This window comes from Kerstersia gyiorum, from assembly GCF_004216755.1.
GTDB lineage: Bacteria > Pseudomonadota > Gammaproteobacteria > Burkholderiales > Burkholderiaceae_B > Kerstersia > Kerstersia gyiorum.
In genome coordinates this window covers 362,388-388,305 of record NZ_SGWZ01000003.1, presented here as the reverse complement: position 1 = coordinate 388,305, position 25,918 = coordinate 362,388, and the positions used below count along the sequence as shown (strand labels likewise).

20 protein-coding genes are annotated in these 25,918 nt (G+C 62.6%); 5 read left to right on the top strand and 15 right to left on the bottom strand.

What is annotated here, in order from left to right; genetic code table 11:
* Positions 1-129: 129 nt before the first annotated feature.
* Positions 130-1,338 (top strand): MFS transporter, encoded by a 1,209-nt coding sequence (locus tag EV679_RS11610; RefSeq protein ID WP_415777775.1) that lies wholly within the window; start codon positions 130-132, stop codon positions 1,336-1,338.
* Positions 1,339-1,363: 25 nt separating this feature from the next.
* Here the strand turns inward: EV679_RS11610 and EV679_RS11605 are convergent, their stop codons facing one another.
* From EV679_RS11605 to EV679_RS11590, 4 genes are all read right to left on the bottom strand, one after another.
* Entirely contained in the window at positions 1,364-2,557 is a 1,194-nt protein-coding gene (locus tag EV679_RS11605) for a multidrug effflux MFS transporter (RefSeq protein ID WP_130487294.1), read from the bottom strand.
* Positions 2,554-3,048, bottom strand: coding sequence for a MarR family winged helix-turn-helix transcriptional regulator (locus tag EV679_RS11600; protein ID WP_130487293.1), 495 nt, complete (start codon positions 3,046-3,048; stop codon positions 2,554-2,556). Before EV679_RS11600 ends, EV679_RS11605 begins: the two co-directional genes overlap by 4 nt.
* Before the next feature lie 34 nt (positions 3,049-3,082).
* Positions 3,083-3,718, bottom strand: a complete 636-nt coding sequence (locus EV679_RS11595; RefSeq protein ID WP_130487292.1) for a LysE family translocator — start codon at positions 3,716-3,718, stop codon at positions 3,083-3,085.
* Positions 3,719-3,910: 192 nt separating this feature from the next.
* Positions 3,911-4,774, bottom strand: a complete 864-nt coding sequence (locus tag EV679_RS11590; protein ID WP_130487291.1) for a helix-turn-helix transcriptional regulator — start codon at positions 4,772-4,774, stop codon at positions 3,911-3,913.
* Positions 4,775-4,935: 161 nt separating this feature from the next.
* Here EV679_RS11590 and EV679_RS11585 point away from each other — a divergent pair, with 161 nt between their 5' ends.
* The gene (locus EV679_RS11585) at positions 4,936-6,228 is read left to right on the top strand and encodes a DUF445 domain-containing protein (RefSeq protein WP_130487290.1); all 1,293 of its coding nucleotides are present in this window, start codon (positions 4,936-4,938) and stop codon (positions 6,226-6,228) included.
* A gap of 113 nt (positions 6,229-6,341) precedes the next feature.
* Here the strand turns inward: EV679_RS11585 and EV679_RS11580 are convergent, their stop codons facing one another.
* From EV679_RS11580 to EV679_RS11565, 4 genes are all read right to left on the bottom strand, one after another.
* Positions 6,342-6,725, bottom strand: coding sequence for a Zn-ribbon domain-containing OB-fold protein (locus EV679_RS11580; protein ID WP_068374868.1), 384 nt, complete (start codon positions 6,723-6,725; stop codon positions 6,342-6,344).
* 3 nt (positions 6,726-6,728) lie between these two features.
* Positions 6,729-7,910, bottom strand: coding sequence for a thiolase domain-containing protein (locus EV679_RS11575; protein WP_130487289.1), 1,182 nt, complete (start codon positions 7,908-7,910; stop codon positions 6,729-6,731).
* 81 nt (positions 7,911-7,991) lie between these two features.
* The gene (locus EV679_RS11570; protein WP_130487288.1) at positions 7,992-10,268 is read right to left on the bottom strand and encodes an acetate--CoA ligase family protein; all 2,277 of its coding nucleotides are present in this window, start codon (positions 10,266-10,268) and stop codon (positions 7,992-7,994) included.
* A 126-nt stretch (positions 10,269-10,394) separates the two neighbouring features.
* On the bottom strand, positions 10,395-11,183 hold the full coding sequence (locus EV679_RS11565; RefSeq protein WP_130487287.1) for a crotonase/enoyl-CoA hydratase family protein: 789 nt from the start codon (positions 11,181-11,183) through the stop codon (positions 10,395-10,397).
* A gap of 271 nt (positions 11,184-11,454) precedes the next feature.
* On the opposite strand from EV679_RS11565, the gene EV679_RS11560 reads away from it, so the two are divergent.
* Positions 11,455-11,949, top strand: a complete 495-nt coding sequence (locus EV679_RS11560) for a MarR family winged helix-turn-helix transcriptional regulator (RefSeq protein WP_130487286.1) — start codon at positions 11,455-11,457, stop codon at positions 11,947-11,949.
* A gap of 55 nt (positions 11,950-12,004) precedes the next feature.
* On the opposite strand, the gene EV679_RS11555 is transcribed toward EV679_RS11560, so the two are convergent.
* The 3 genes from EV679_RS11555 to EV679_RS11545 all read right to left on the bottom strand — a co-directional run bounded on the left by EV679_RS11555 (position 12,005) and on the right by EV679_RS11545 (position 14,440).
* Positions 12,005-12,478, bottom strand: a complete 474-nt coding sequence (locus EV679_RS11555) for a MarR family winged helix-turn-helix transcriptional regulator (RefSeq protein ID WP_068371650.1) — start codon at positions 12,476-12,478, stop codon at positions 12,005-12,007.
* Between the two features lie 146 nt (positions 12,479-12,624).
* A complete protein-coding gene (locus EV679_RS11550; protein ID WP_130487285.1) occupies positions 12,625-13,776 on the bottom strand; it encodes an ABC transporter substrate-binding protein in 1,152 nt (383 codons plus the stop codon).
* 178 nt (positions 13,777-13,954) lie between these two features.
* A complete protein-coding gene (locus EV679_RS11545) occupies positions 13,955-14,440 on the bottom strand; it encodes an Lrp/AsnC ligand binding domain-containing protein (protein WP_068371656.1) in 486 nt (161 codons plus the stop codon).
* Between the two features lie 112 nt (positions 14,441-14,552).
* Between EV679_RS11545 and putA the strand changes: the two genes are divergently transcribed.
* Together putA and EV679_RS11535 are read left to right on the top strand one after the other, a co-directional pair.
* Positions 14,553-18,329 carry a trifunctional transcriptional regulator/proline dehydrogenase/L-glutamate gamma-semialdehyde dehydrogenase gene (putA, locus tag EV679_RS11540; RefSeq protein ID WP_130487284.1) on the top strand — a complete coding sequence of 1,259 codons (3,777 nt, stop codon included), beginning with the start codon at positions 14,553-14,555 and terminating at the stop codon, positions 18,327-18,329.
* 145 nt (positions 18,330-18,474) lie between these two features.
* Positions 18,475-18,819 (top strand): DMT family protein, encoded by a 345-nt coding sequence (locus EV679_RS11535; RefSeq protein ID WP_130487283.1) that lies wholly within the window; start codon positions 18,475-18,477, stop codon positions 18,817-18,819.
* Between the two features lie 111 nt (positions 18,820-18,930).
* Here the strand turns inward: EV679_RS11535 and EV679_RS11530 are convergent, their stop codons facing one another.
* The 4 genes from EV679_RS11530 to EV679_RS11515 form a co-directional block, all read right to left on the bottom strand.
* On the bottom strand, positions 18,931-20,424 hold the full coding sequence (locus EV679_RS11530) for a surface lipoprotein assembly modifier (RefSeq protein WP_130487282.1): 1,494 nt from the start codon (positions 20,422-20,424) through the stop codon (positions 18,931-18,933).
* A 98-nt stretch (positions 20,425-20,522) separates the two neighbouring features.
* Positions 20,523-21,371, bottom strand: a complete 849-nt coding sequence (locus tag EV679_RS11525) for a Slam-dependent surface lipoprotein (protein WP_130487281.1) — start codon at positions 21,369-21,371, stop codon at positions 20,523-20,525.
* A 76-nt stretch (positions 21,372-21,447) separates the two neighbouring features.
* The gene (locus tag EV679_RS11520; RefSeq protein ID WP_130487280.1) at positions 21,448-24,600 is read right to left on the bottom strand and encodes a TonB-dependent receptor domain-containing protein; all 3,153 of its coding nucleotides are present in this window, start codon (positions 24,598-24,600) and stop codon (positions 21,448-21,450) included.
* A gap of 309 nt (positions 24,601-24,909) precedes the next feature.
* The gene (locus tag EV679_RS11515) at positions 24,910-25,881 is read right to left on the bottom strand and encodes a helix-turn-helix transcriptional regulator (protein ID WP_130487279.1); all 972 of its coding nucleotides are present in this window, start codon (positions 25,879-25,881) and stop codon (positions 24,910-24,912) included.
* Between the last annotated feature and the right edge of the window lie 37 nt (positions 25,882-25,918).

The following is a 25,918-nucleotide window of genomic DNA, read 5'->3' as shown; positions in this document are numbered from 1 at the left end:
CCGGCCGCGCGCCCGGCTTCCGGGCAGATGGCGCTGCCTGGCGCCGGATGCAGCGTTCGGCCCGTCGAGGCCGGCTTGCCCATGCAAAAAGGAGAAGCAGTGTCGGAGGGAAATTTGCGCGCGCAGCCCGTGCAGGCGGCAACTGCCGGAGGTACACCGGTGTTGTCCAGCGGTATCCTGCTGTTGATGGCTATTGCCTGTGGCCTGTGCGCGGGGGCCAATTATTTCAATCAGCCGCTGCTCAATTCCATTGCCCGGTCTTTCGGTGTGTCGGAATCCACCTCATCCATTACGGTGACCATCGCCCAGGTCTCCTATGGCGTCGGTTTGTTTCTGCTGGTGCCGCTGGGTGACATGCTGGCCCGGCGTCGCCTGGCCGTTGTGATGATGCTATTGGCCGCTGCGGGCTTGTTCCTCAGCGGTTTTTCCGCCTCGTTTGCCTGGCTGGCCGTGGGGACCTTGCTGACGGGCCTGTTTTCGGTGGCCGCCCAGGTGCTGGTGCCTATGGCAGCTGCGCTGGCCGCGCCGGGTGCCAGCGGCAGGGCGGTGGGGCTGGTCATGAGCGGCCTGCTGATGGGCATTCTGCTGGCGCGTAGCGTGGCTGGCGTGCTGTCGGAAGCAGGGGGCTGGCAACTGGTGTACCGCGTAGGCGGCGTGGCCATGCTGCTGGTGGCGCTGGCACTGTGGCGTTCCCTGCCCGATGCTCCGGCGACCGCAGCGCGCACCAGTTACCTGTCGACGCTGCGTTCGCTGGGGGGCTTGCTGGTGCGTCTGCCACGGCTGCGCAGCACGGCCTTGATGGGCGGAATTTCCTTTGGCGCAGTCAGTGTGCTGTTTTCCACGATGGCGTTGCTGCTGGCCGGTCCAGGGCACGGATTGTCGGACATGGCCATCGGGCTGGTTGGACTGGCTGGCGTGGCTGGCGCCCTGATGGCCAATGTAGCGGGCCGCCTGGCGGATCGCGGCTGGGGCCAGACGACGATGCGGACTTCCGCGGTCTTGTTGGTGCTGGGGTGGGGCATGCTCTGGCTGGGCCGTGATTCCCTGGCCTGGTTTCTGGCTGGGGTATTGATGATAGACCTGGCCTTGCAGGGCATACACATCAGTAGCCAGCATGTGATCTACCGCTTGTTGCCAGAGGCCCGTTCGCGCATCAATGCGGTCTACATGACCTGCTATTTCGGGGGGGCGGCGCTGGGTTCCGCCCTGGGTTCCCTGGCGTGGCAACATGGCGGCTGGCAGGCCGTCTGCCTGACGGGAGCAGGGATAGGCTGCCTGAATTTCTTCGCCTTGTGGCTGGATGCGCGCTATGCGCGGGGCAGCACCCCCAGCGCCTGACGGCAGCGCCGGGGCGGCAAGGGGTTCAGGCCTCGGGCGGCAGGTGTTGCAGCCCGCGCCGCAGGCAGACCTGGGCCAGTATCGCTGCACCCAGCAGCACGGCGGCAGCGCCGACTGCCGGGTTGCCGATGGCGGCTGCCAGCCCGGTACAGATGGCACCCATCAGCATCTGTGTGCTGCCGTACAGCCCGGAAGCCGAACCGATCAGTTTGGCATCGACGCTGATGGCCTTGGTCAGGATGGCCGGGCTGGCGATGCCAGCGCCGCAGGTCAGGGCGGTCATGCTCAACAGGATGCCGGTGACGGTCAGGTGGCCGATGGCAACCTGGGCGGCCAGAGAGGCAGCGGCAGCCAGGCTCAGCAGGGTGCCGCCGATCAGCAGGCGATTGGCGGCCATGCGCGTGACCAGCCGGCTGGTCACGGCATTGCCCAGCGACATGCCGAAGATGAGCGCGCACAGGTAGAGGCCGACTTCATGCAGCGGGCGGCCCAGCCGGTCGTGGAAGATGAAGGGCGCGCTGGAGATAAAGGCATGCATGCTGGTGGTGGTCAGGCCGCCGCCGATGGACAGATAGACGAAGGCGCGCGAGTGCAGCAGGGTGCGGTAGTTGCGCGCGACCTGGCCCAGGTGGAAGGTCTGGCGGTTGGCATTGGGCAGGGTTTCGGGCAGCAGGCGCCAGGACAGCACCAGCGTGGCCGCGCCGATGACGGTCATCATGTAGAAAACGGTGCGCCATCCGGTGTGACTGGTCATGATGCCGCCCAGCAGCGGTGCCAGGCTGGGGCCCAGCATCATCATCAGATTGAGCAGCGCCAGGCGGCGTACCGCGTCATGGGCTTCCGAAGTATCGCGGGCGATGGCTCGCCCCAGCGCCAGGCCGGCGCAGCCGCCCAGTGCCTGCAGCAGCCGTGCGCCGAACAAGCCTGACAGGCTGCCGGCAAAGGCCGCGAGCAGGCTGCCGGCAACGTACAGGATCAGGCCGGCCATCAGTGTCGGGCGGCGGCCGATACTGTCTGCTATCGGGCCGTACACCAGCTGGCCGGCCGACAAACCCAGGATATAGACGCTGATGGTGGCCTGCATGGCGCCGTTGCTGGCATGTAGTTCCAGCCCGGCGGCGGGCAGGGCCGGGACGAAAAGATTCATCGCCATGGTGCTGGCGATGGTAATGACGGCCAGCAGCCAGAATGGCGGCCGGCCCTGAGGCGCGGACATCATGATTGGGGATCGCTGTTGTTGGCGGCCAGGGTGGCGGATACCTGACGCAGGACTGTCATGGCAAGGGCGAGTTCGCCTTCGGGCAGCCCGCCCAGCAGCCGGGCGCGGACTTCGCCGGCGATGCTTTCAACCCGCAGGCTGAGCGCCCGGCCGGATTCGGTCAGCAGGATGCGCTTGGCACGCTTGTCGTCGGCGTCTTCGACGCGCACGATGTGGCCGTCGCGCTCCAGGGTGACGAGCAGGCGCACCACTGAGGAGCTGTCCAGCCCCATGGTGCGAGCCAGATCTTTTTGATGCAGCGGCGCGGCTGCGCGAGACGCATGCAGCAGGGCACGCCAGGTTGCCTCGGTCAGCCCCAGGGGCTGCAACTCGGCGTCCAGCGCTCGGCGCCACTGGCGTGCGACGCAACTGACCAGCGACGGAAAGGTGGTGTTGGCATTGACGTGAGGGGAATCCTGCGCGCCTGAAAGAGAGTCAGGGTGTGTTTTCATAAAATAGATTGTATATCAATTGATGATATGCAATCTATTTTTTTGGAGTCAATCCCTGCCATAGCATCAGCAGGCCCAGCAAGCTGAGCAAAAGGCCGCAGAGTCGTTCCACCACTGGCAGCCAGCGATGATAGTGGCGCTGCGCCCAAGGGTTGCCGATGAGCGCGGCGACCAGCAGATCCCAGGCCAGCACGACGCAGAACATCCAGATGCCGCATAGCCAGAGCCAGAGCGATGGGGTATGGGTACTGGCGAGCATGGAGGCCAGGCTGCCGTAGAACAATGCGTTTTTCGGGTTGAGCAGGGCCGATAGCCCGCCCATGCCCAGGGCGCGCGGCCAGGACAAGCGTGGCGCATGGGCGGGCAGTCGGCGCTCTGCGCCGGGTGAGGTGGGCTTGCTGCTGCGCATCAAGGCCAGCGCCAGGTAAAGCAGATAGGCGCCGCCTGCCATCTGCAGGCCGCGAAACAACACTGTGTCCGGTTTCAGCAGATCCAGCCCGGCGAATGCGATGGCGATGAACAGGCCATTGGCGAGGGCGATGCCCAGGCAGGCGCTGGCTGCGACGCGCAGGCCATTGCCAGCGGCGAGACGGGTGATCAGCAGGAAATCCGGGCCGGGAGCAAGGAGGGCGAAGAAATGGGCGGTGGCAATCAGAAGAAAGGTGGACATGGCAAGGACAGGCAGAGGCGATGGCCGCCAGTGTGTCCGGTGTCCGGGATCAGGTATTGAATGAAATTGCGGCGGATATGGCGTACCCCTGCCGCCAGCAGGCGTGGCGCCCCTGGGCGGGGGCTGCGGAAGGCGCAGCGAGAGAGGCTGGCGGCAGCCGCCGGTATGACCGCGCCCCGGTGGGCGGCCGCGCTAGGCGCCGCTGCGGTAGCGGCCAGGCGGCATGGCGGCGCGGGCCTTGAACATGCGCTGGAAATGGCTCTGGTCCGCGAAGCCCAGCCGATAGGCCGTATCGGCCAGACTGGCGCCCTGGCGCAGCCAGTCTCGCGCCTGATTGATGCGGAAATCCAGCTGGTAGGCATGGGGTGTCATGCCCGTCGCTGCGCGGAAGGCGCGTATCAGCTGGTAGCGGCCCATGCCGGCCAGGGCGGCCAGCCCGGCCAGCGACGGATTGGCCGCCGGGTCGTCGCGCAAGGCGTCCATCACGCGCAGCAGTGCCGGGCCGGGGGCGCAGCGGGCCAGCGGCGGCAAGGGGGCAGCGGCTGGCCGGGTATCGCTGTCCATGACGAATTCGATGAGTGCGGCATCCTTGGCGCAAGCCGGCTGGCCAGTGCCCAGTATTTGCGCCAGCTGGCGATAGGCCGCATACCGTGGTGGCGCGGTGGCCAGCATGACCTGATCCAAGTACCGGGGCGCAAGCGAGGCGCCCGATAGTGCGGCGTGTTCGATGCGCAGGTCTTCCACCCAGGCGGCATCCAGGTGCAGCATGTGATAACTCCAGCTTTCCAGGGAGGCCGGATTGCAGGCATGGACATGCGCTGGCGGTACGTACACCAGGGTGCCGGGGCCGGTACGCCGCCGGCCGCCCTGGGCACCGGTGAACAGGCTATGGCCGCTGTCGATTGCGCCTATGGAATAGCTGGGGTGGCTGTGGGGCACATAGCAGGCGCGGCTGTGGCTGGCTTGCCGCAGTTCGACATGCGGCAGCAGGGGGTCGCGCCAGAGCCGGACATCGGCGGCAGGAACGGGCGGGACGGCAGCGGCAGTGGATGGCATGGGCAGGACGGATATCGGCTATCGCAGTAGCCTAATATTATGCGTATTCCTTATTCGCATTCATTTCTTTCAGCCCACGGCCCGCCAAGGCGAGGCCTCGTTGCGGTCGATGGCCGGAACGGAGCGGGCCGGACAATGCAGGGCTTCACGGACGGACAGTCATGGCAGACAGCGCTGCGCTGGAGCAACAGAATCGTACGCTGCGCCGCATGAAGCGGCGCGCCCTGGGTTTGCTGGCGCTGACCCTGGCGGGTTTCATCACCAGCCACTTGATGGGCGGCCAGGGCGGCTGGGCGTGGTTGCGCGCCTTCTGTGAAGCGGCCACGGTCGGGGCGCTGGCCGACTGGTTCGCTGTGGTTGCCCTGTTTCGCCACCCGCTGGGCCTGCCCTTGCCTCATACCGCCATTATTCCGAACAAGAAGGAACGGATCGGCGACAGCTTGGCCGTGTTTGTGCGTGACCATTTCCTGGCGCCGGAAACCCTGCTGGAAAAACTGAAGTTGTTCGACCCTGCCGCCCGCCTGGGCGCCTGGCTGGCTGAGCCGGCACAACGTGAGCGCCTGGGGGCGGGCCTGCGCCAGACGGCCTTGCAGGGCCTGGACTTGCTGGATGACAAGGCCGTCAAGGCGGCGCTGACCGATTCGCTGCGCGGCTATTTGCTGCGCTGGAATGCGGCGGGCACCGCCAGCGAAATTTTGAATCTGCTGACGCGCGACGGCCGTCACCAGGTACTGCTGGACGAAGCGCTGCGTCAGTTGGGCGGCTACATCGGCGACGAGGCCGTCAAGCAGCGCATCTCTGCGATGATGGTGCGTTATGCCAGCCGCGAATGGCCCACCTTGCTCAAGGTGGTGGGGGCGGTGACGTCGGTGGACGAACTGTCCGGCCGCCTGGCCGACCGCCTGGCGCGGGCGCTGCTGGAGGAAATGCAGGCCGTGCTGGAAGAGCCTGGGCACCCGTTGCGGCGCGACTATGAAGCCTGGGTGGCGGATTACGTGCGCCGCCTGGGCAGCGACCCGGCGCTGGCCGAGCAGGTGGATGCCATGAAGCAGCGCCTGCTGGCGCATGGGCAGGTGCAGGCCTATATCGACGGCGTGTGGGCAGACATCATGGCCTTGCTGCGGGCCGATCTGGCCGCGCCGGATTCGGCCATAGGCCGCCATCTGGAAAAAGCGCTGGCCGGTTTCGGGGAACGGCTGCGTGACGATGATTCGCTGCGTGATGCCCTGAACGAGCACATCCTGAGCAATGCCGCCAAACTGGCCGACCGGCTGCGCGATGGCGTGACCGAGCACATTTCCCGGACGGTACGGAACTGGGACGAGCGTCAACTGGTGCAGGAGCTGGAGCGCAGCGTGGGCAGCGACCTGCAATACATCCGCTTCAGCGGCACGCTGGTCGGCGGCCTGATCGGCCTGGCCCTGCATGCGCTGGTCTTGTTGATGGCAGCCTAGACCTGGGGGCAAGGTGCCCCCAGGTCTGGCGGACGCTTGCCCCAGGCGGCAGGCATCAATGTTTCACACAGGCCTGCGGTTCACACATAGGCCTGCGGCGGCGAGGGACGGCTTCAGGCCGGGCGGAACACCGGCAGTTGCTGGCCGTTGCCGCTGTCCAGGAAGTCCAGGCGCAGGGCCTGGCCAATGCTCAGGCTGTTGAAATCCTCGGTGAGGATGTTGCTCATCATGAGGGGGCCTTCGGCCAGTTGCACATAAGCCAGGCAATAGGGCGCCGGGCTGCGCAGCAAAATGCTGTAGCTGTATAGCGTGGCCTGGCCGCTGGCTTCGAACCATTCGGTCGCGCCGCCGGTAAAGGGACTATGGTCGCGCGGGTAGTAAAAGGCGGTGCCCGTGTCGCAGCAGCGCTTGAGCATCAGTTTGCCCTGATTGGCTGCTTGCCAGTATGCCGCCGTTTCCGGGTTGGGCTGGGGAGGGATGATGTTGCGGGAGCTCATGGATCAGTCCTCACGTTCCAGAATCATGGTGGCGCTGCCGTGGCGGCCGCCCAGTTGCCCGCCGGTGCCGTGCGCGAGCGCGAGCCGGCAATCGGGCACCTGGACGGCCGGGTGGGCTTCGCCGCGCAGCTGGCGCACGGCTTCCAGCAGGCGCGTCATGCCGCCCCGGTTGCCGGGATGGTTGTTGCACAGGCCGCCGCCGTCCGTATTGACCGCCAGGCGTCCGGTACCTGAAATCAGCCCGCCATCGGCGACGAAGCGTCCGCCGGTGCCGGGGGCGCAGAAGCCCAGGTTTTCCAGCTGGATCAGGACAGTGATGGTAAAGCTGTCGTAGAGCGAGGCGTACTGGATGTCCGCAGGCCGCACGCCGGCCTGGGCAAAGGCCTCGGCGCCGCTGCGCACGCCGCCCGAAGTCAGGATGTCGAAATAGCCGCCATTGAGGTGGCGCACGTTGAAGCCCGCGCCAGTGGGCGTGACGAGCGGGCGTTTCAGGCTGCGGGCGATATCCGGGTGCGCCAGCACCAGCGCGCCGCCGCCGTCGCTGATGATGCAGCAGTCCAGCCGGTGCAGCGGCGTGGCGATGACAGGGGAATCCAGCACATCCTGTACGGTCACGATTTCCTGCCGCATGGCATGCGGATTGTGGCTGGCGTGGTGGGACGCGGCGACCTTGATCCAGGCCAGCTGTTCGGCGGTCGTGCCGTGTTCATGCATGTGGCGCGCGGCGCACATGCCATACACATTGGTGACCACGGCGCCGTAGGGCAGTTCGAACTGCGCTTCCGGGGCGTGCTGCGGCTGCAGGCGCATGGCGGCCTCGGGGGGCAATTTTTCCGCCCTTGGCCGGCCGCCCTGGGTGATGAGCGCCACGCGGCACTTGCCGGCGGCAATGGCCTGCACCGCATGGGCGACGTGATTGATGTAGGCCGAGCCCCAGGTCTCGGTGGTGTCCAGGTGCCGTAGGTTCAGCCCCAGGTATTCCACGACAGACATCGGGCCGGAGCCGGGGGACTCCCAGCCCGGCACATCTCCGGCGCAGAAATAGCCGTCCACATCCTGCAGGCTCAGCCCGGCATCGGCCAGCGCGCCCAGCGCGGATTCAATATGCAGCTGGGCCAGGGTTTTGTCAGCGGCGTCGCGGCTTGGGTGCTCGTAGGCACCAACGATATATGCCTGTCCTTTCATGCTCGGTTTCCTTGTGTGGCAGCGGGGCGGCGCTGCCGGACGAAGGCATGGCGCGTGTTTGGCAGGCGCCATGCCGCGGGTTCAGCGGGTCACCAGCAGCGCATCAAGCGCCATGACGCCCTGGCCTTCCGGGTAGGCCACCAGGGGGTTGATGTCTATTTCCGCAATCTCAGGGCGCGTCAGCATCAAGTGCCCGATCTGCGCGACGGCCTTGGCCACGGCGGGCAGATCCACGGCAGGCTGGCCGCGGAACCCGCGCAGCAGCTGATGGCCCTTGAGCGCCAGCAGCTTGCTGATGATGGCGTCCTGCGGCAGGTCTGGCGGCAGCAATTGCACGTCGCCCAGCGCTTCGACCCAAATACCGCCCAGGCCAACCATCAGAATCGGCCCCCACTGCGGGTCACGGCTGGCGCCAACCACGAGTTCGAGGCCGCGCGCGCCCATTTTCTCGACCAAAGCGCCGTCCAGTTCCACATCTGGCGCGGCACGCCGGATGTTGTCCTGCAAAGTCTGCCAGGCCGCGCGCAGGGCGTCCGCATCGGCAATATTCAATAAGACGCCGCCGGCGTCGCTTTTGTGTGTCAGATGGGCAGCCTGGGCCTTGAGGGCGACGGGATAGCCGATACCGGCAGCAATATGCAGGGCGTCTTCCAGGGAGCGCGCCAGGTCTCCCGGCGGCGTGGCAATGGAAAGCGTCCGCAAAACCTGCTTGCCCAGCCATTCGGCTTGGGCGCCTGGCGCCATCGCAGGCCATGGCTCGGGCGGGGCGCTGGAGGCATGGGCGCGAGAGGTAATGATGGCAGTGGCGGTGGCAGCGGGAGCAGCCATGGCGCCAGGCGTGTTCATGGCGGGCTGCTTGGCGGTTTGTGCAGCGGTCTGTGTAGCGGTCTGTGCCGCGGCTTGAGCGGTGGACTGAGCGGTGGACTGTTCGAGGCCGAAGCGGGTGACGCAAGCCAGCGCCCGCAAGGCGCGCTCCGGGGAGCGCATGATGACGGCGCGATGTTTGCGCGCCAGCGCAATAAAGTCGGCTGCCGGTGGCGTGTCCTCATTTTGCATGACATAGATCGCCGGTTTGCCGCTGTCTGCGGCGCCCGCCAGAAAGTAGTTCAGCCATTCAACCGAGGCGGCCGGTTCGGGCATGGGCATGGAGGCCAGCAGGCTGCCTATGCCGGGATCGGCCAGCAGTGCGGCCACACCGGTCTCCAGAATCGAGGGCTGGTAGGCGGATAAAGTGCCGATATCCAGCGGATTGCGCGATGGCAGGAAAGCCGGCAAGTGCCCGCGCAACGTTTCGGCCTGCGCCGGGGAGAGCGGCGGCATGGCCAGGCCCAGGGTGTCCACATAGTCTTGCGCCAGGCCGCAGATGGCCCCCGAGGCGGTGACCAGCCCCAGTCCGCCGGTGGGCGGGGTGGGGTAACGCAGCATCAATTGGCCGACGTCAATGACTTCTTCCAGGGTGTCCACCACCAGCACGCCGGCATGACGGGCCATCAAGCGCATGGCGGCGTGGTTGCCAGCGAGAGCGCCGGTATGGGATTGCGCCGCTGCCTGGGATTGCTCGCTGCGGCCTGGGTGCAGCATGATGACAGGCTTGCCCTGCGTTCGCGCCGCGCGGGCGGCATCCAGGAAATCGGCGGCTGAACGGATTTGCTCGGCGTAAATGACAATGGCGCCGGTATACGGGTCTGCGGCATAGAAACGCACCATTTCCGCCAGTCCGGTCTGGGCTTCGTTGCCGGTGGTCATCATGTATGACAGCGGTACGCCGCGTGCCAGCAGCGAGGCGGCGATATGGGCGCCCACGCCGCCGCTCTGGGCCACGATGGCGATGGCCGGGCCATCTTCCGGGTTCAGGCGCGGTGGCAGAACCAAGGGCACCATCATCACGTAGAACGCATCGGCGTAGTTGAAATAGCCCACGGTGTTGGGGCCCAGCAGGGCCAGGCCGCCCGCGCGGGCTATGGCGGCGATTTCCTGCTGTTGCTGGCGGCCGGCCTCGCCCATTTCCGCAAAGCCGGAGGCAAAGCAAACGGCGCCCCGTATGCCTTTCGCCACGCAGGCCTGGACGGCATCGCGCACGGCTTCGGAAGGCAGCATCAGGATGGCAAGCTCGATGCCGTCGGGAAGCTGGGAGATATCGGTCAGGACAGGGCGTTCGCCCAGTGTGCCGCCGCTGCGGCCCACCAGGTGGATGGGTCCTTGGTAGCCGCCATTGATCAGGTTGGCCAGCACGACCTGTCCGGCGGAACCGGGTTTGCTGGACATGCCGATAATGGCAACCGAGGCCGGACGGAAGAACGGACGGATGTCCGGTGCGGCCGGGGGAGTGAAATGGGCGGCATCAGGGGTGGGCTTCATGGTCTCCTCGTGCAGTGGGGCTGGCGGTAGGCTGCCGTTGCGTGCCGGTCAGGGCGGGCGCAGGGCGGCAGATGCCTGCGGGTGGCAGGCCAAATCCTGGGCAGATGGCGGAGGCGGGGCGTGGGCTTAGCCGCCGGGCACGACCTTGGCGGCGCGTTTTTGCAGGAATGCCTGCAGGCGTTCCTTGGCAGCCGGTTCGCCTTGTGCGATGGCTGCCATGAGCGCTTCGGTGAACAGCCCGTGGGACATGGGCTGCTCGGCGATCAGCGGCAGGGCATTCAAAATGGAAAAATTGGACATCGACGCATTGCCCGCGATGCGTTCCGCCAGTTCCCTGGCCTTGGCCATGCCGGCGCCGGGAGGCGTGACGTAATGCACCAGGCCGGTGGCATGGGCTTCCCTGGCGTCCAGGACATGGCCTGTCAGCATCATCTCGGTGACACGGGAAAAACCGATGAGTTTGGCGATGCGCACGGAGCCGCCGCCGCCCAGGAAAATGCCGCGTTGTCCTTCCGGCAGACCGAAATAGGCGGTTTCCTCTGCGATGCGGACATGCAGTGCGGAGGCCAGCTCCAGCCCACCGCCGACAACGGCGCCATGCAGCACGGCTACCACGGGGACGCGGCCGAACTGAATGCGTGAAAACGCTTCATACCAGGCCAGCGACTGATGGATGCCTTCGGCTGTGCTGGTGTCGGACAATTCGCTGAGGTCCAGTCCGGCGCTGAAGTGTGTGCCTGCGCCCTTGAGGATGGCAGCCCGGACGCTGCCGGGCAGGCCGGAAAAACAATCCTGCAACTCATGGATGACGCCCATGCTGAGAGCATTGCGCTTCTCCGGCCGGTTGAGGGTGATGGTGGCGATGGCACCGTCTATGTCCAGTGTCACCAGCGGGGTGTTCCGAGGGGTTGGCATTGTCTTCTCCTTGCCAGGCCGGACGCTCTTTTTTGGATACTGGGTGTCCGTGCCATTTAGTTATCTTTATTAATTGTTTATTTGGATAACAGTCTGTCATGCTATTCTTTCTGCTGCAAGGGCCATGAAAGGTAATTTTTCATAGGTTTTTCCCTTAATCTGTCAGCTGTTTTGCAGGTTGAGATACACACATGTAAATGCATGTTTTGTTTTTTTTGATAATTGATTTTTAGGCTAGTTGGCTTATCCGAACTGGCCGGGAGGCAAGTGGATGGTGCACGCTGAGGACCGGGTGTTGGCCGATATCGGGCAGGCGCCTGCCGCACTTGAGAACCTGGCGCTGGATCTGTGCCATGACGCGCTGGGCTATGCGCTGAGGCGCGCACAGGTTCGTTCCTACGAGCTGTTGTTCGGCATACTGGGTGCGGATGCACTGACGCCTGCGCGAATTACCGCGCTATCGTTGATCGCCACGCATCCAGGAATGAACCAGTCGGCGCTGGCGGAACACCTGCAGGTCAACCGTGCCAGCGTGGTCAAGGTGATAGATACGCTGGAGCGCCATGGTTTTGTGCAGCGTTGCCCGGTACCAGGCGACCGGCGCAGCCATGCGCTGGCGGTGACGGGCGCGGGACGCGAAGAGCTGCTGGCACTGCGGCGGAAAATGGATACCTACGAGCGTGCGCTGGCAGAACGGCTGGACACCGGCGAGCGGCAACAGTTGATGCGTTTGCTTGAAAAAGTAGCTGCGCCGGCTTCTGCATGAGCCGTGGCGCTGTTGTCTGCCGTGTGGGTAGGAAGAGCGTGGGACGGGCCCGGCCTTAGCGGGAACGGCGTGCAACCTTGTTGAGCAGTTCCAGCAGCATGAAGCGTTCTGCCTGGGTCAGGCCGCGCAGCAGGTCGTTTTCCATGCGCAGGGAAATCTGGTAGCCGCGGTCGGCCAGTTCCTGTCCTGCGGGAGTCAGGTGCACACGGATGGAGCGCTTGTCCGTGGTATTGCGCTCGCGCAGCAGCAGGCCTTTTTCGCTCAGGCGGTCCAGCATGACAGTGACCTTCGGTGCCGGCAGGGCCAACGCCTGGGCCAGCTGCTTTTGCGTGACGCCTGCATTGTTGGCAATGATCAGCAGCATGGAGAATTCTGCCGGCCGCAGATCCAGCGGCTGGCCGATGTGCTTGATGAATACCTTGCGGGTAGGGGCGGTGGCCATGGCCAACTGGTGTCCCAGTACATGGTGCAGGCAACTGGTATCCAGCGTGGATGAGCTCGAAAGGGCTTGCGGGTCTTTTTCTTCCATGTCGGACCTTGATTGTCGCAGGTCTATATTATGGCCCGGTTGCATGGAGAGAATGCAGGTAGCCGCTGAGTTTTCGCTAGGGATTCACTGCATGAGCAGGGAAATCCTCCCTGTTGCCCAGGGAGGATATCTTTAGGTGGCGGGATTCAGTCCTTGGGTTCAAGTTGCCAATCACCATTGACGACTTTCAACACGACTGTGCTTTTCGGCGAAAAACCCCAGTGATCGCTGGGGGTGTAATCGAGCATGCCCTGGGAGACGGGCAGTTCCGGCATCGCCTCCAGCGCGTCGCGCAGTGCGGCACGGAATTCGGGCGTTCCCGGTTTGGCGGATTGCAGCGCCATGGGGATGACATGCTTGAGCAGTTCCTGGATGTCATAGGCGTGGGCGGCGAACTGATTGCGTGTACCGGGACCGTATTTCGCCTCGTATTGCTGGACGTAGTCCATGGCTGCCTGTTTGGACGGGAAATCCGCCGGCAACTGTTCCGCGACGACAGCAGGCCCGGACAGGACGTAGGCGCCTTCGAGCGCCTTGCCGCCGACGCGCAGCAGATCCCGGCTGGCGGCCGCGTGGGTCTGGTAAAGCTTGCCCTTGTAGCCGCGTTCGACCATGGCCCGGTGCGGCATGGCTGCACCGGAACCGGAGGCGACGATCAGGACGGCATCCGGATTGGCGGCTACCAGCTTCAGGCTCTGGCCGGTCACGCTGTTGTCGGTTCGCTGGAAACGTTCGACAGCGGAAAGCGCTATGCCATGATCTGCCGCCATTTTGCTGACATCCTGCAGCCAGGACTCACCGTAGGCGTCGGTATATCCCAGGAATCCGAGGGTCTTGATGCCCTGGCGCTGCATGTGGTCGAACATGGCTTCCGCAATCGTGGCCGATGAGGGGGCGAGGCGGAAGGTCCAGGTTTCCTTGCCAGGCGGAATCGGGGGCGGAGATACCGCCAGCTGCGGCGTTTTCGACTCCAACGCTACATCTACCATGGCCAGCGCAATGGGCGTGGCGGCCGAGCCGACGATCACATCGACCTTGTCTTCGGTGATCAGGCGCCGGGTATTGCGGATGGCGACGGTGGGATCGGTTGCGTCGTCCATGACGATGACTTTGAGTTTCTCTCCAGCGATTTCATCTGGCCAGAGTTTGATGCCATTCTGGACCTGCAGGCCCAGGGCGGAGGTCGGCCCGGTCAAGGGCAACACAACGCCGATGGTGACATCGGCAGCAGCGGGCAAGGCGATGGCGCTGGCGCAGGCTGCCAGCCAGGCCGTCGCGCGGAACTGGGTTTTCAACATGGTGGTCTCCTGGTTATTTTGTTAATTATGATAAATATATGGCCAGGATTTACCGATGGGAATAACCCGTATATTGCTGTGTATAAAGGGTTTTCCTTATTTGTTTGTTTTCCTTGTTAAATTAATTGTTTTCTTTTTTCTGTTTTTCCTGCAGGCCAGGGGTAGGGTAGGGGCCGGCCTACCAGGCATGCGTCAAATCCAGTGCCATGGAGCTTTTCACCTCTTCCATGACCGCATAGGTGCGGGTTTCGCGCACCCCCGGCAATTGCCACAGCACCCGGCCGGCGAAATCCCGATAGGCTTCCATATTGTCGTGGCGGGTTTTCAGCAGGTAGTCGAAGCCGCCTGCCACCATATGGCATTCCATGATTTCCTGGCGGTCTTGCACGGCCAGCTTGAACTCTTCAAAGACATTCGGCGTCGTGCGGTCGAGCAGGACTTCCACAAATACCAGCAAACCGGCTTTCAGCTTGCGTGGATTGAGTCGTGCTTCGTAGCCCAGGATGTAGTTTTCGCGGGTCAGGCGCTGAACTCGCGCGAGTACCGCAGTAGGGGATAAAGAGACGGCTTCGGCCAGTTTTGTGTTGGGAATCCGGCCGTCCTGCTGCAGCAGTTCGAGGATGCGGATGTCCATTCGGTCTAACTCGTGTTCCCCGGTGCTCATTTTGATTTTTTCTCTATTTATGGTGATTTTTATGGAGAAAAATTTTAATCATCTTCAAAGATAATAGCAAAAAATTTGGCGATATCCGCCTGTGTCTTTCTTGGATGATCCTATGTCCATTTCCGCTCCTGTAGCCGCCCCCCAGGCCTCCTCTGCTGCTGCTCCTGCCGCCGCCCCGTTTGCCCATGTGACGCCGCTGGCGCCGCAATCCGAATTGCGGGCTGCCATTACGGCGGCCTGGCGCCGGCCTGAAACCGAAGCTGTCCCCTGGTTGCTGGAGCGTGCGCGCCTGCCGGCGGATCTTTCCGGCCGCGCCCAGGCGCTGGCGCTCAAGGTCGCCAGTGCGCTGCGCCAGCGCAAGACGGCGTCCGGCAAAGCCGGCCTGGTGCAAGGCCTGCTGCAGGAATTTGCGCTGTCGTCACAGGAAGGGATTGCGCTGATGTGCCTGGCGGAAGCGCTGCTGCGTATTCCCGACAAGGCGACGCGTGATGTCCTGATCCGCGACAAGATCAGCCGGGGCAACTGGAAAGAACACGTCGGTCAAAGCCCGTCCGTGTTCGTCAATGCGGCAGCCTGGGGCCTGATGCTCACCGGCAAGCTGGTGGCTACCCATAGCGAAAAGGGCATGAGCGCTTCGCTGGGACGCCTGATCGCGCGCGGTGGCGAACCCTTGATCCGCAAGGGTGTGGACATGGCGATGCGGATGATGGGCGAACAGTTCGTCACCGGCGAAACCATGGAAGAAGCGCTGCGCCACGCGAGTTCGCTGGAGCCGCAGGGCTTCCGCTATTCCTATGACATGCTGGGCGAGGCTGCCTTGACGGCGGAGGATGCACAACGCTACCTGAATGACTACGAACAGGCCATTCACGCCATCGGCAAGGCATCCAATGGCCGTGGCGTCTATGAAGGCCCGGGGATTTCCATCAAGTTGTCCGCGTTGCACCCGCGCTACAGCCGTGCGCAAGTGGAACGTGTGCAGGCCGAGCTGTATCCCATTGTGCTGAAGCTGGCACGCCTGGCGCGCCAATACGATATCGGCCTGAATATCGACGCGGAAGAGGCTGATCGCCTGGAAATCTCGCTGGACCTGCTCGAGCGCCTGTGCTTCGAGCCGGATCTGAAGGGCTGGAAGGGCATCGGTTTCGTCATCCAGGCCTACCAGAAGCGTTGCCCCTTCGTGATCGACTATGTGATCGACCTGGCGCGGCGCAGCGGCCAGCGCCTGATGATCCGTCTGGTGAAGGGCGCCTACTGGGACAGCGAAATCAAGCGTGCCCAGATCGACGGCATGGACGGCTATCCGGTCTATACGCGCAAGCCCTACACCGATCTGTCCTACATCGCCTGCGCCCGCAAGCTGCTGGGCGCGCCGGATGCCATTTACCCGCAATTCGCCACGCACAACGCGCAGACCCTGGCCACGATTTATGAACTGGCCGGCCCGGAAAATTATCAGCCCGGCCAATATGAATTCCAGTGCCTGCACGGCATGGGCGAACCCCTGTATGAACAGGTGGTCGGGCCGGTGAGCGAAGGCAAGCTGGGCCGTCCCTGCCGCATCTATGCACCGGTGGGTACGCATGAAACGCTGCTGGCCTACCTGGTGCGCCGTTTGCTGGAAAACGGCGCCAATACATCGTTTGTGAATCGTGTGGCGGATCAGGGCATTTCCCTGGAAGAGCTGGTACGCGATCCGGTGACGCTGGTCGAAGCCATGGCCGCCGCCGAAGGCACGCTGGGCCTGCCGCACCAGGGCATTCCGCTGCCGCTGGATCTGTATGGCAGCGCCCGCCGCAATTCAAGCGGCCTGGACCTTGCCAATGAACAGCAGCTGGAACAGCTGGTCGCCAACCTGCGCGAGTCGTCTCGTGCCGCTTTGGTGGCGCGCCCCATGTTGGCGGTGGAGCTGGACCAGCTGGGCGAAGCCGAACGGGTGCGCAATCCGTCGGACCTGCGCGATGCAGTCGGTACCATGCATGCCGCCAGTGTGGAGCAGGTCGATGCCGCCTTGCAGGCCGCCCATGATTACGCGCATCAATGGGCCGCCGTGCCGGTGGCCGAGCGCGCCGCCATGCTGGATCGTGCTGCCGATGCCATGGAAGCGGAAATCCAGCCGCTGATGGGAATTCTGGTGCGTGAAGCCGGCAAGACCTACGCCAACGCCATCGCCGAAGTCCGCGAAGCCGTGGACTTCCTGCGCTATTACGCGGCCCAGGCGCGCAGCCAGTTCGACAATGCCACGCACCGTCCCTTGGGTCCGGTGGTCTGCATCAGTCCGTGGAACTTCCCGCTGGCGATCTTCACCGGCCAGGTGGTGGCCGCCCTGGCTGCCGGCAATACGGTGCTGGCCAAGCCTGCCGAACAGACTCCGCTGGTGGCGGCGCAGGCCGTACGCCTGCTGTGGCAGGCTGGCGTGCCACGTGCAGCCGTGCAACTGGTGCCCGGCAGCGGCAGTGTCGTGGGCGCGCGCCTGACGGCGGACGAGCGCGTCCAGGGCGTGATGTTCACCGGTTCCACGGAGGTGGCGCGCATCCTGCAGCGCACGCTGGCGCGGCGCCTGGGCGCCAATGGCCAGCCGGTGCCGCTGATTGCCGAAACCGGTGGCCAGAATGCGATGATCGTCGATTCTTCCGCGCTGACCGAACAGGTGGTGCAGGACGTGATTGTTTCCGCTTTCGACAGTGCCGGCCAGCGTTGCTCGGCCCTGCGCGTCCTGTGCGTGCAGGAAGATGCGGCCGACCGTCTCATCACCATGCTCAAGGGTGCCATGGCCGAACTGCGCCTGGGCAACCCTGCGTTGTTGGCCAATGACATCGGCCCGGTGATCGACGCCGAAGCCCAGGCCAATATCGACCGCCACATCGAGCAACTGCGTGCCAAGGGACGTCCCGTGCACCAGCTGTCGCTGGGGGGCGAGGCCGCGCGTGGCGCCGCGACCGCCCACGGCACCTATGTGGCACCGACGCTGATCGAATTGCCGGACCTGGCCGACCTGCAGCGCGAAGTCTTCGGGCCGGTGCTGCACGTGATTCGCTACCGTCGCGAGCAACTGGACAACATCCTGGCGCAGATCCGCAATACCGGCTATGGCCTGACCATGGGCCTGCACACCCGCATCGACGAAACCATCGAACACGTGGTGGCAGGCGCACATGTCGGCAATATGTACGTGAACCGCAATACCGTGGGCGCAGTGGTCGGCGTGCAGCCCTTCGGCGGTGAAGGGCTGTCAGGCACCGGCCCCAAGGCCGGCGGGCCGCTCTATCTGTACCGCCTGCTGACGACGCGCCCGGAAAAGGCCCTGGCCACGCCCTTTGCCACGGGCGCCGCACAACAGCGTGCTGCACTGCCGGCAGCGGCGCAAGCCCTGGCGCAATGGCTGCGCCAGAACCCCGGCGTGCGTCCGGTGCGCGAACCCATGGCGTTCTTCAGTGGCAACAGCTATGCGCTGACAGGGCCGACGGGCGAAAACAACGTGTATAGCGTGCTGCCGCGCATGGCCGTCCTGGGCGTAGCGGCGAGCGAACGCGATTACATCGTGCAGCTGGCAGCGGTCCTGGCCGTGGGCAGCCGCATGGTCTGGAATGGCCAGGACAGCGTGGCCCGTACCCTGCACCAGCAACTGCCGCAGGAAGTCCGCAGCAGCGTGTTGCTGGCGGACGACCTGGCAACGGCCAGCTTCGACGCTGCCCTGCATCATGGCGACGAAGCCTCGCTGCTGCAGTTGCAGCAGCAGATCGCCAGCCGTGACGGCATCATCGTCAGTATCGCCAGCCTGAAGCCGGGTGCAGCGGACATCCCGCTGGAACGTCTGGTCATCGAGCGCGCGCTCAGCGTGAACACAGCGGCAGCGGGTGGTAACGCCAGCCTGATGACGATGGCGTAAGCCGCTCGCCCGTTACCGTTACGCAGAAGGCCGGGAGCATTCTGCGTAACGGTGCCAGACAGCGCATCGTGATGCCTGTCTGGCTGTGGGCGGCATGCCTGCGCGGGGCATAATAGCCGTCCCGATGATAGATCGACGGTATGCCATGGCGCCCAAACTGATCCCCATTCTGCTGTTGCTGGCTTCGAACGTCTTCATGACAATCGCCTGGTACGGGCACTTGAAGTTTCCCAACAGCCCCCTGGCCAAAGTCATTCTCATCAGCTGGGGGATCGCGCTGGTGGAATATTGCCTGGCCGTCCCGGCAAACCGCATCGGCCACGGTGTCTATAGTGCCGCCCAGCTCAAGACCATTCAGGAAGTCATCACGCTGGCAGTCTTCGCCGTCTTTTCGGTGGTCTATCTGAAGGAAAGCCTGACGCTGAACCATCTGGTGGGCTTCGGCTTCATTGCGCTGGGGGCCTGGTTTGTGTTCAAGGGGCCGCTGTAGGCGGTACGATTTCCGCTTCTTCCTGAATGGGACGGACAAGCCGCTTGCCAGGCAATGCGAGCCTGTGCCATGGACCCGGGCAAGCAGGCAGGCAACAGGCTTGTTGTGTTCTCAGAAGCTGGCTTCGAGTTTCAATATGGCTTCTGTTTGCCGATACGCATAGGCCCAGTCCAGGCTGCTGTTGTTGACCGTGCGTTTCAGGTACAGATTGGGCGTGACACCAGCGAATGCCAGCCGGGGCATGGCGAGATTCACAATGTAAATTTGCTGGTGATCCTTGCGCCTGCCGCCCATCAAACCGTTGAATTCGTCGTTGCGTATGCGTCGGTAGAGTGCGGTGGCATTGAGACGGAATCCGATATCGAAATGGCGGTACATGCCCAGGTTCGCCATGTATTCCTTGCTGCTTGCCGTGCGATCCGGGAACAGTTTCCGGGTGAAGTTGAAGCCTCCATAAAGCGCGGTCTTCGGGTTCAGCAGGTAGGAGCCGTAGAGGCCGAACTGGTTTTCATCGTAGTTGGCGAAGTACTGGCGTTCCTGACCACGGAAACTGAAGTGTTTGCGTTGCGCATTCACGCCAAGCTGCGCGCCAGGGGCCAGGGTGTATTTCCAGTCCAGCCGCAGCCCTGCCGCCTGGTAGCGCACATGGTGATTGCCATAGTTGTGCTCGAACAGCGGCGTCAGCGAAACATCCTGGCTCGCACTCAGGTAGTTATAGCCCGCGTAGAGCAGGCTGGTGCTTTCGTCGTAGTGGGTGGTCACGTTGTCGGCCAGGCGATTCTGGCGAGGCAGCTTGCCGTAGCTGATGCCGCGCACCAGCAGGTTGTGATGTCCGGCAAGCGGGTAGCGCCGCATGGCGGCGAAGTCATAGCTCAGCATGGCCGACGAGATGGGTGCTGGCATGGTGCGTGTGGCCTGGCGGCAGAGTATGCCTGGCAACAGGCAAGTGATGAACTGCGTGCTCATGCCATTGGCCTGGTTGATGTTGCTGTTGTAGCCCATGCCCAGGGCAAAGGAACCATGCCAGGCATTGCGTTCGCCCAGCGCATTCTCGAAACTTTCAATAACCGGCCTGACTGCCTCGGGAATGCCTGCGATGGAAATCTGTTTGAACAGCTCAGCGGCTTCGCGGGATTTCTGATTCTCGAAATACATGCGCGCCAGCTCCAGCTTGGCCCGGGAGAACTGCGGGTTGGCTTGCAAGGCTTGCTCCAGCTTGCGTTCTGCTGTGCCGTAGTCGCGTGCCTCTCTCGCCAGCATGCCTTCGGCCAGTAAAACCAGGCTGGTGTCGTAGCTGGGCAATTGCTGGTATTTCTGGACGAACTGGGCAAGCTTGGGCCATTGTCGCAAGTTCATCGACACGTAGATGGCCGGTTCCAGGTCAGCCAAGGTATTTTCCACGCTGTAGGTCGTTTTGCCGATGGTGATCAGAGAGGCGGGATCCATGCCTGGCGGCGTCTCTTCAGGCAAATAGCCTCGTTCCCGCTCGGCGGTACGCTGGTCGATCTGGTTGAGCAATAGGCGGGTGTCGTCATCGTCGGCCTGCGCGGTAGCAGTCAGCAGGCCGGACAGCGCCATGATGGCGAGGAAAAAGCGGGGCAGCATGGGAAAGCCTATGGGGGCGCAGAGAGAAAAAAGGCAGGAAAGGGGGCGAACCAGCCCCTTTCCTGCGGCCTTAGCGAGTGATCGCGGAGGGCGGCGGGTTATTGCCTGGCGCCGCCGAATGCCATGCTGTCGCTGGGGACGAGATCATCCTTGTAGTAGCCGGCGAGGGCTTCTGCCGCATCACCGTAGAAGTGCCCCTTGATGCTGCCGTCGAGATTGGCGAAGGAGCCGTCAGCGGAGATGGTCGTGTTGGCGAAGCTGACGTAGTCGATGTTGCCGGTCAGCGTGTTGCTGCCGCCGCCATAGTTCGCCGTCAGGATGCCGGTATAGACGCCGTCCTGCGTGCCCGGGTTGTACTGAGACACGCCTACGACGTCATAGGTGGCGTTGACCAGCGTGGGCATGCTGGTGGTGGGGTTCTCACCGACATAGAACGCGGTATGCAGGTCGTTATCGAGGTTGAGGTTGGTGTCGTTGCCCATGCCGGTATTCGACCCCTTGGGTGCCCACTCACCGAAATAGACTTCGTAGCCTGGCACCTTGGCGACGACTTCGCCGCCAAAGTGAGGATAATTCGGTTGCGGATCGCTGATCTGGCGGTAGGCATAGATTTCCGTGCCGTTGGCGGTTTCTGCTTTCCACGTTTGGGAGAACGTGGTGGTGCCGATCTTGATGTAGTAGTAGGAGCCCGTATGGTTGGGATCGTTATAGGCGGCCTTTGTTTGCGCGATCGGGCCACCCGCGAAGCTGACGATGCCAGATTGTGGCAGGGGCGTTCCAGCAGCCGAACTAGGCATGGAAATACCGGCCAGGTCAGGGCCTTGCAGCGTCGAAGGGCCTGCGACTACGTAAGCGGTCGTTGCGCCGCCGAGCACAGTGGCTGCCATGCTTTGCATGGACATCATGGCCAGGGTGGAAGCGATGGCGAGTTTCGAGAGTTTCTTCATTTCAATTTTCCTTAAGGTTAAGGTTGGTTGACGACCGTTTTTTCAAAAAAACGGACAAAAAATCTGAAATTAGCGTTCAGAACCGCGCCGTCAGCCCGGCCTTGATCGTGCGTCCTGGGGCGGGTTGCATCACCCGTGCCAGCGGGTCGATGTAGTAGCGGTTGGTGATGTTGTTGATGCCCAGGTCCAGCGACAGGTTGTCATTCACCTGGTAGCTGGCGTAGGCGTCGAAGACCCAGATCGGGTTCCAGTAATAAGGCCGGTTGACGGCGTAGGAGAGACCCGTAACGGCGAGCGCTTCCTCGTCTTTATTGTTCGCGCTGCTGTGATAGGTCATGCGGCCGCCGATTTCCAGCTTGCGGTCCATCAATCTGGTGCCTACATCCAGATTGATGGAGTATTTCGGCTGCAGGCTGGTGCGGGAAAACGAAAACGGGAAGCCGGCGGTAATGCAGGCGGGAATTCGGTTCTGGACCGGGTCCAGATAAGAGGCGTAATCGCGGTCGCACATTTCGTTTTTCAGGCGATAGGTGCCAGCCAGGTTGGCGAAGAATCTGCCACTATCCATGCGAGTTTGCAGTTCAATACCAGTCATCTTCTTCTTGTCGAACTGGACGATATTGAAGGTGTTATCGCGGTCTATATAGTCATGAATGGTGTTGTGGAAATAGTTGATGCGGAAATCGGCATATTCCAGGCTGGGGAAATAATCAGCCAGGTTATGCACATAGCCGACTTCCCAGTTATAGGCATGCTCAGGCTTGCTGGCGGAAGCGGCCAGGTATGTCGCCTTGTAGCCCCAGACAGCTTGGGTATCTTCATACAGGCTTGGGAAACGGATGAATTCCGCGTAGCGCGCGTATAGCCTGGTGTTTTGCGTCAGAGAGATATTGGCGCCGAATTGAGGTGCCCAGGCATGGCCTTTCTTTTTTTCTGGCTGTTGCCAGCTATCTATGTCGGTGGCATAGCTGTAGACGTTGTTGTTGGTGCCCGGGTAAACGAAATTCGCGATGCAACCTTCCTGGCCTTGTGCATTTTCGGTGCAGGCATTGAGGTCTATGGTGCCGTTCAGAAAGGGATTGTTGTCGGCAAAGCCCTCAAAGGAATTATTGTAGGGAACCTCGATGTAATTATTTGCGTCGTAAGTGGTGTACCAGACGCCATCAATTTTGTTGGACCAGGCTTCTTGGGCGAAAGTCTCTGCATCAGGGTATTGCGCCAGGAAGTTTTCCAACCGGGTGCCAGTGTATCGGTCTATCCGGGACTGATATGTGGCATAGGAAGTTGCTTTGATGGCGCTTACTTCTTCATCGCTCAGCAATCGGTAATAGTTATATCTTTTGGCGGTGATGCTGCTTTCAGAAACTTTATAAGCCTCTACCTGATTAGCCCGTTTTTCTGCCAGGCCGTCATCGAACGACCAGTAGTCGCTGTAGCGCGCGCCAGCGTAAAGCTGCAGCCAGTCGACAGGTTTCCAGTCGAAGTTGAAGGCGAAATCCCATTGCTGGCGCGTGCCGCTGCGGGGGCCCAAATGATTGACACCCCAGGTCAGTTCCGTTACACGCATCCCTTCCGATGCGTCCGATTGACGCAGCTTTTCCTTGGTGAAGTCACCCGACAGGGTCAGGTGCAGGCGAGGGTGCAGTTCCGCCGTATTGCTCAGGTTGAAGCCCCAGCGTTTGTGCGTGGAAATCTGCAGCGCTTTTGGATAGATGGTGTAGGCATCATCGACATTGGACAGTTTCTCTGGCGGCGTGCCAGGAACATCGGTGCAGTCAATCGTAATGTCACCGCCTAGCACATTGCATCGGACATGGTTGTTCCAGAGGCCATCACCGCTGTGATACTCGCCATCGCCGGTGATGCCATAGACCAAATCGCCATTTTGGTGGCGCCAGCTTTTGCTGTCGGTCATCCAGGCGTTGGCATTCAGGTTGATGTACTTGTTGCCTTCCGGTTTGAAGCTGTAGCCCAGGTTCAGCGTGTCCTGCTTGACCTTGCTGTAGGGCAGTTGCGCCTGGTTGCCTTCTAATACTTCGTCGCGCACGGCCCAGGACACCAGCCAGGGCAGGCTTTCGCCATATTGCTGGTTGCTGTGCATGTAGCTCAGCTTGATGGACTGGTCATGGGGGAGGTACAGTGAACCCTTCAGCAGGTAGGATTCCTGGTTGTTCGATGTGTTGGTGACTTCCTGGCCGGGCAGGAAGTAATTGGCCACGTAGTTCGATTGCAAACCGCCAATACCGCCATCGGCATTGAATTGCGCGGTGGCCTGGTCCTGCCAGGTATCCGTCTGGTATTTTTCCGCGCCATGGGTGCCGCTGTAGTAGTTGCCGCGCTTGCGGTAGCTGTAGGCTGCCAGGAAGTCGAAATGCTCATGCTTTTTCGCCATGGCCAGGCGAAACGAGTTGTCGTCAAAATTAAAGTCCTTGCCGCTGGCACCGCTTCTCGGGGCCACTTCCAGGCCACCCCAGCTTTTTCCCACGTTGATTTGCCCATCAGTGGAGCTATATGCTCCCTCGACATCCCGGTAATCCTGCCCGAAAAGACTCTTCCAGTTCTCCTGCGCGCGCACGGCATTCGTGCCTGTTTCCGTCTTGAGTTCCATGCCGAAGGTGTTGCCCGGCTGGATGATGTCATCGGGTTCCAGCGTCCTGACCTGCACCGCACCGCCTATGCCGCTCTTGAGTCCCGGTGTCAGCGAGGGGCCTTTTTCCACCATGATGCTGCCGACCAGATTGGGGTCGATGTAGTTGCGGTTGGCGACACCTGCAGGTCCCATCCAGATGGAGGTGGCCTGCTCGGTGCCGTCGATGGTGACGGGAATCCGGCCTTCGCCCTGGACGCCGCGGATGTTCGGGTCCAGCGCGCCGCTGTTTCGGTTGTCGCCGCTGTAGACGCCGTTCATGCCCTTGAACAGGTCGCCAGCCGTGGCGCCTTTGTAGCGCTCGATTTCTTCCTTGCCCTGATAGACGTTGACGACATCCTTGTCGAAAACCTGGTTGCGGCCGTGTTCGTCGCGGTTTTCGTAGCTGCCTTCGATTTGCACTTCCTCAAGGGTGGTCACGGTGCTGTTGTCCGGAAGCGCGGTGTCGGCTGGCTCGGTGATGGCGCCGGCTGCCTGTGCATTTGACGGGGTGCTCAAGGGCACACTCAGGGCGAGTCCGATGAAAATGACCAATTGGCGTAGCGCGAAAGGGTGCGCGGCCGGGTGCAGACTGGGTGGCATGTAGACAGATCCGAAAGCGGGGAAGTTGGTGAACGGCAGGGTGTCAGGAGAGTGCCGCCGTCCTGGAGTAGCTATGTCGGATCAAATCTTATCTGTAAATAAGAATGCGTCTCATACGATTTCATATGGAAAAAGCATGATTTCGTATGCGGGCGGCAGATGGGGGGGCGTACAGGAGAGAGGGGGGACTGGGAGGGTATGGGGAGAAGACGCGGCGGCGGCCGCCGGGGCTGGGCGCGGGCGGCTATGGCCGCCCCGGGCAGGCAGGTAGCATGCTGAGCGGTGCCGGTCAGGCGCGGTGCAAGGGGGTCAGCGGTCTTCCACGCGTTTGCCGAAAATCGCCTTGGGGGATTGGCCGTAGTAGCGGGTGAAGGCAACTGTGAAGTTGTTGGCGTATTTGTAGCCCACCTGCCAAGCCGCCTGCGAGACTTGCTGACCGGCTTCCAGCAGGGCATGGGCCTTGCGCATGCGCAGTTCCAGCAGTAGTTCTGCCGGCGTCGAACCGTAGAGATGCAGAAAGCCTTCCTTGAGCTTGTTTTTGTTCAGGCCGGTGGTGGTGGCCAGGTAGTCCAGCGTGAGGGGCTTGTCGAGGTGTTCAGCCAGCATGTCGCGGGCGTGCTCTATCCGCTCCAGATCGCGTGGCGCCATGGCGCAGGACGCTGCATCCTGGCGCGGTGCAAGCAAGTTGAACTGTTCATTCAACAGGCTGAGCGCATGGATGTGCAGATCCAGCCGTGATGGCGCTTCCTGGTCGGCTTGCAGATGGCGCAGCAGTGCTGCTGCATGCGACAGGGTCATGGGAGATCCGGCGCGGAATGCCAGGCGATTGAGGCGGCTGTTACCGAATAGCTGGATGGTGCGGGTGTCGCCCAGGTATTTCCGGATGAGTTGCTCGTCAGCCACGATACGCAGTTGCGCGACGGTATCGCCGGCTTCGTAGCGTCGCTCGCCAGGAATGGCCTGGAAGGCGGTGATGGTGGTGTGGCCGGCCTGGAATTCCAGGCGGGTGGCATCTTGGCCCAGATAGCTGGAACGGCCTTGCAGGCCGATAGTGACCACCATGACGCGGCCCCGGTGCGGGCCATTGGTTTCCTCGACCAGCGATTGCAGCGGATGGTAGTGCAGGCGGCCCAAGCCCAGGCCAGGTTCCAGTTCGAGAAAGTCATGAAAGCAGCGCCCCAGGTCTTCGGGCAACTGGATGCGGGTTCTGCCGTGCCCCAGGGACTGGTATGCCCGGGGCTCGTCGGCGGCGAGGCGGCAGACGCTTGCGCGAGTATTCATCCCTGTGATTCTCCGGAAGGAAGCATGCGTATCGGTG

Coding starts and splice junctions, on each gene's coding strand:
- EV679_RS11605 (WP_130487294.1), bottom strand. CDS start 2,557: ATGATGTCCGCGCCTCAGGGCCGGCCGCCATTCTGGCTGCTGGCCGTC.
- EV679_RS11600 (WP_130487293.1), bottom strand. CDS start 3,048: ATGAAAACACACCCTGACTCTCTTTCAGGCGCGCAGGATTCCCCTCAC.
- EV679_RS11595 (WP_130487292.1), bottom strand. CDS start 3,718: ATGTCCACCTTTCTTCTGATTGCCACCGCCCATTTCTTCGCCCTCCTT.
- EV679_RS11590 (WP_130487291.1), bottom strand. CDS start 4,774: ATGCCATCCACTGCCGCTGCCGTCCCGCCCGTTCCTGCCGCCGATGTC.
- EV679_RS11585 (WP_130487290.1), top strand. CDS start 4,936: ATGGCAGACAGCGCTGCGCTGGAGCAACAGAATCGTACGCTGCGCCGC.
- EV679_RS11580 (WP_068374868.1), bottom strand. CDS start 6,725: ATGAGCTCCCGCAACATCATCCCTCCCCAGCCCAACCCGGAAACGGCG.
- EV679_RS11575 (WP_130487289.1), bottom strand. CDS start 7,910: ATGAAAGGACAGGCATATATCGTTGGTGCCTACGAGCACCCAAGCCGC.
- EV679_RS11570 (WP_130487288.1), bottom strand. CDS start 10,268: ATGAAGCCCACCCCTGATGCCGCCCATTTCACTCCCCCGGCCGCACCG.
- EV679_RS11565 (WP_130487287.1), bottom strand. CDS start 11,183: ATGCCAACCCCTCGGAACACCCCGCTGGTGACACTGGACATAGACGGT.
- EV679_RS11560 (WP_130487286.1), top strand. CDS start 11,455: ATGGTGCACGCTGAGGACCGGGTGTTGGCCGATATCGGGCAGGCGCCT.
- EV679_RS11555 (WP_068371650.1), bottom strand. CDS start 12,478: ATGGAAGAAAAAGACCCGCAAGCCCTTTCGAGCTCATCCACGCTGGAT.
- EV679_RS11550 (WP_130487285.1), bottom strand. CDS start 13,776: ATGTTGAAAACCCAGTTCCGCGCGACGGCCTGGCTGGCAGCCTGCGCC.
- EV679_RS11545 (WP_068371656.1), bottom strand. CDS start 14,440: ATGAGCACCGGGGAACACGAGTTAGACCGAATGGACATCCGCATCCTC.
- putA (WP_130487284.1), top strand. CDS start 14,553: ATGTCCATTTCCGCTCCTGTAGCCGCCCCCCAGGCCTCCTCTGCTGCT.
- EV679_RS11535 (WP_130487283.1), top strand. CDS start 18,475: ATGGCGCCCAAACTGATCCCCATTCTGCTGTTGCTGGCTTCGAACGTC.
- EV679_RS11530 (WP_130487282.1), bottom strand. CDS start 20,424: ATGCTGCCCCGCTTTTTCCTCGCCATCATGGCGCTGTCCGGCCTGCTG.
- EV679_RS11525 (WP_130487281.1), bottom strand. CDS start 21,371: ATGAAGAAACTCTCGAAACTCGCCATCGCTTCCACCCTGGCCATGATG.
- EV679_RS11520 (WP_130487280.1), bottom strand. CDS start 24,600: ATGCCACCCAGTCTGCACCCGGCCGCGCACCCTTTCGCGCTACGCCAA.
- EV679_RS11515 (WP_130487279.1), bottom strand. CDS start 25,881: ATGAATACTCGCGCAAGCGTCTGCCGCCTCGCCGCCGACGAGCCCCGG.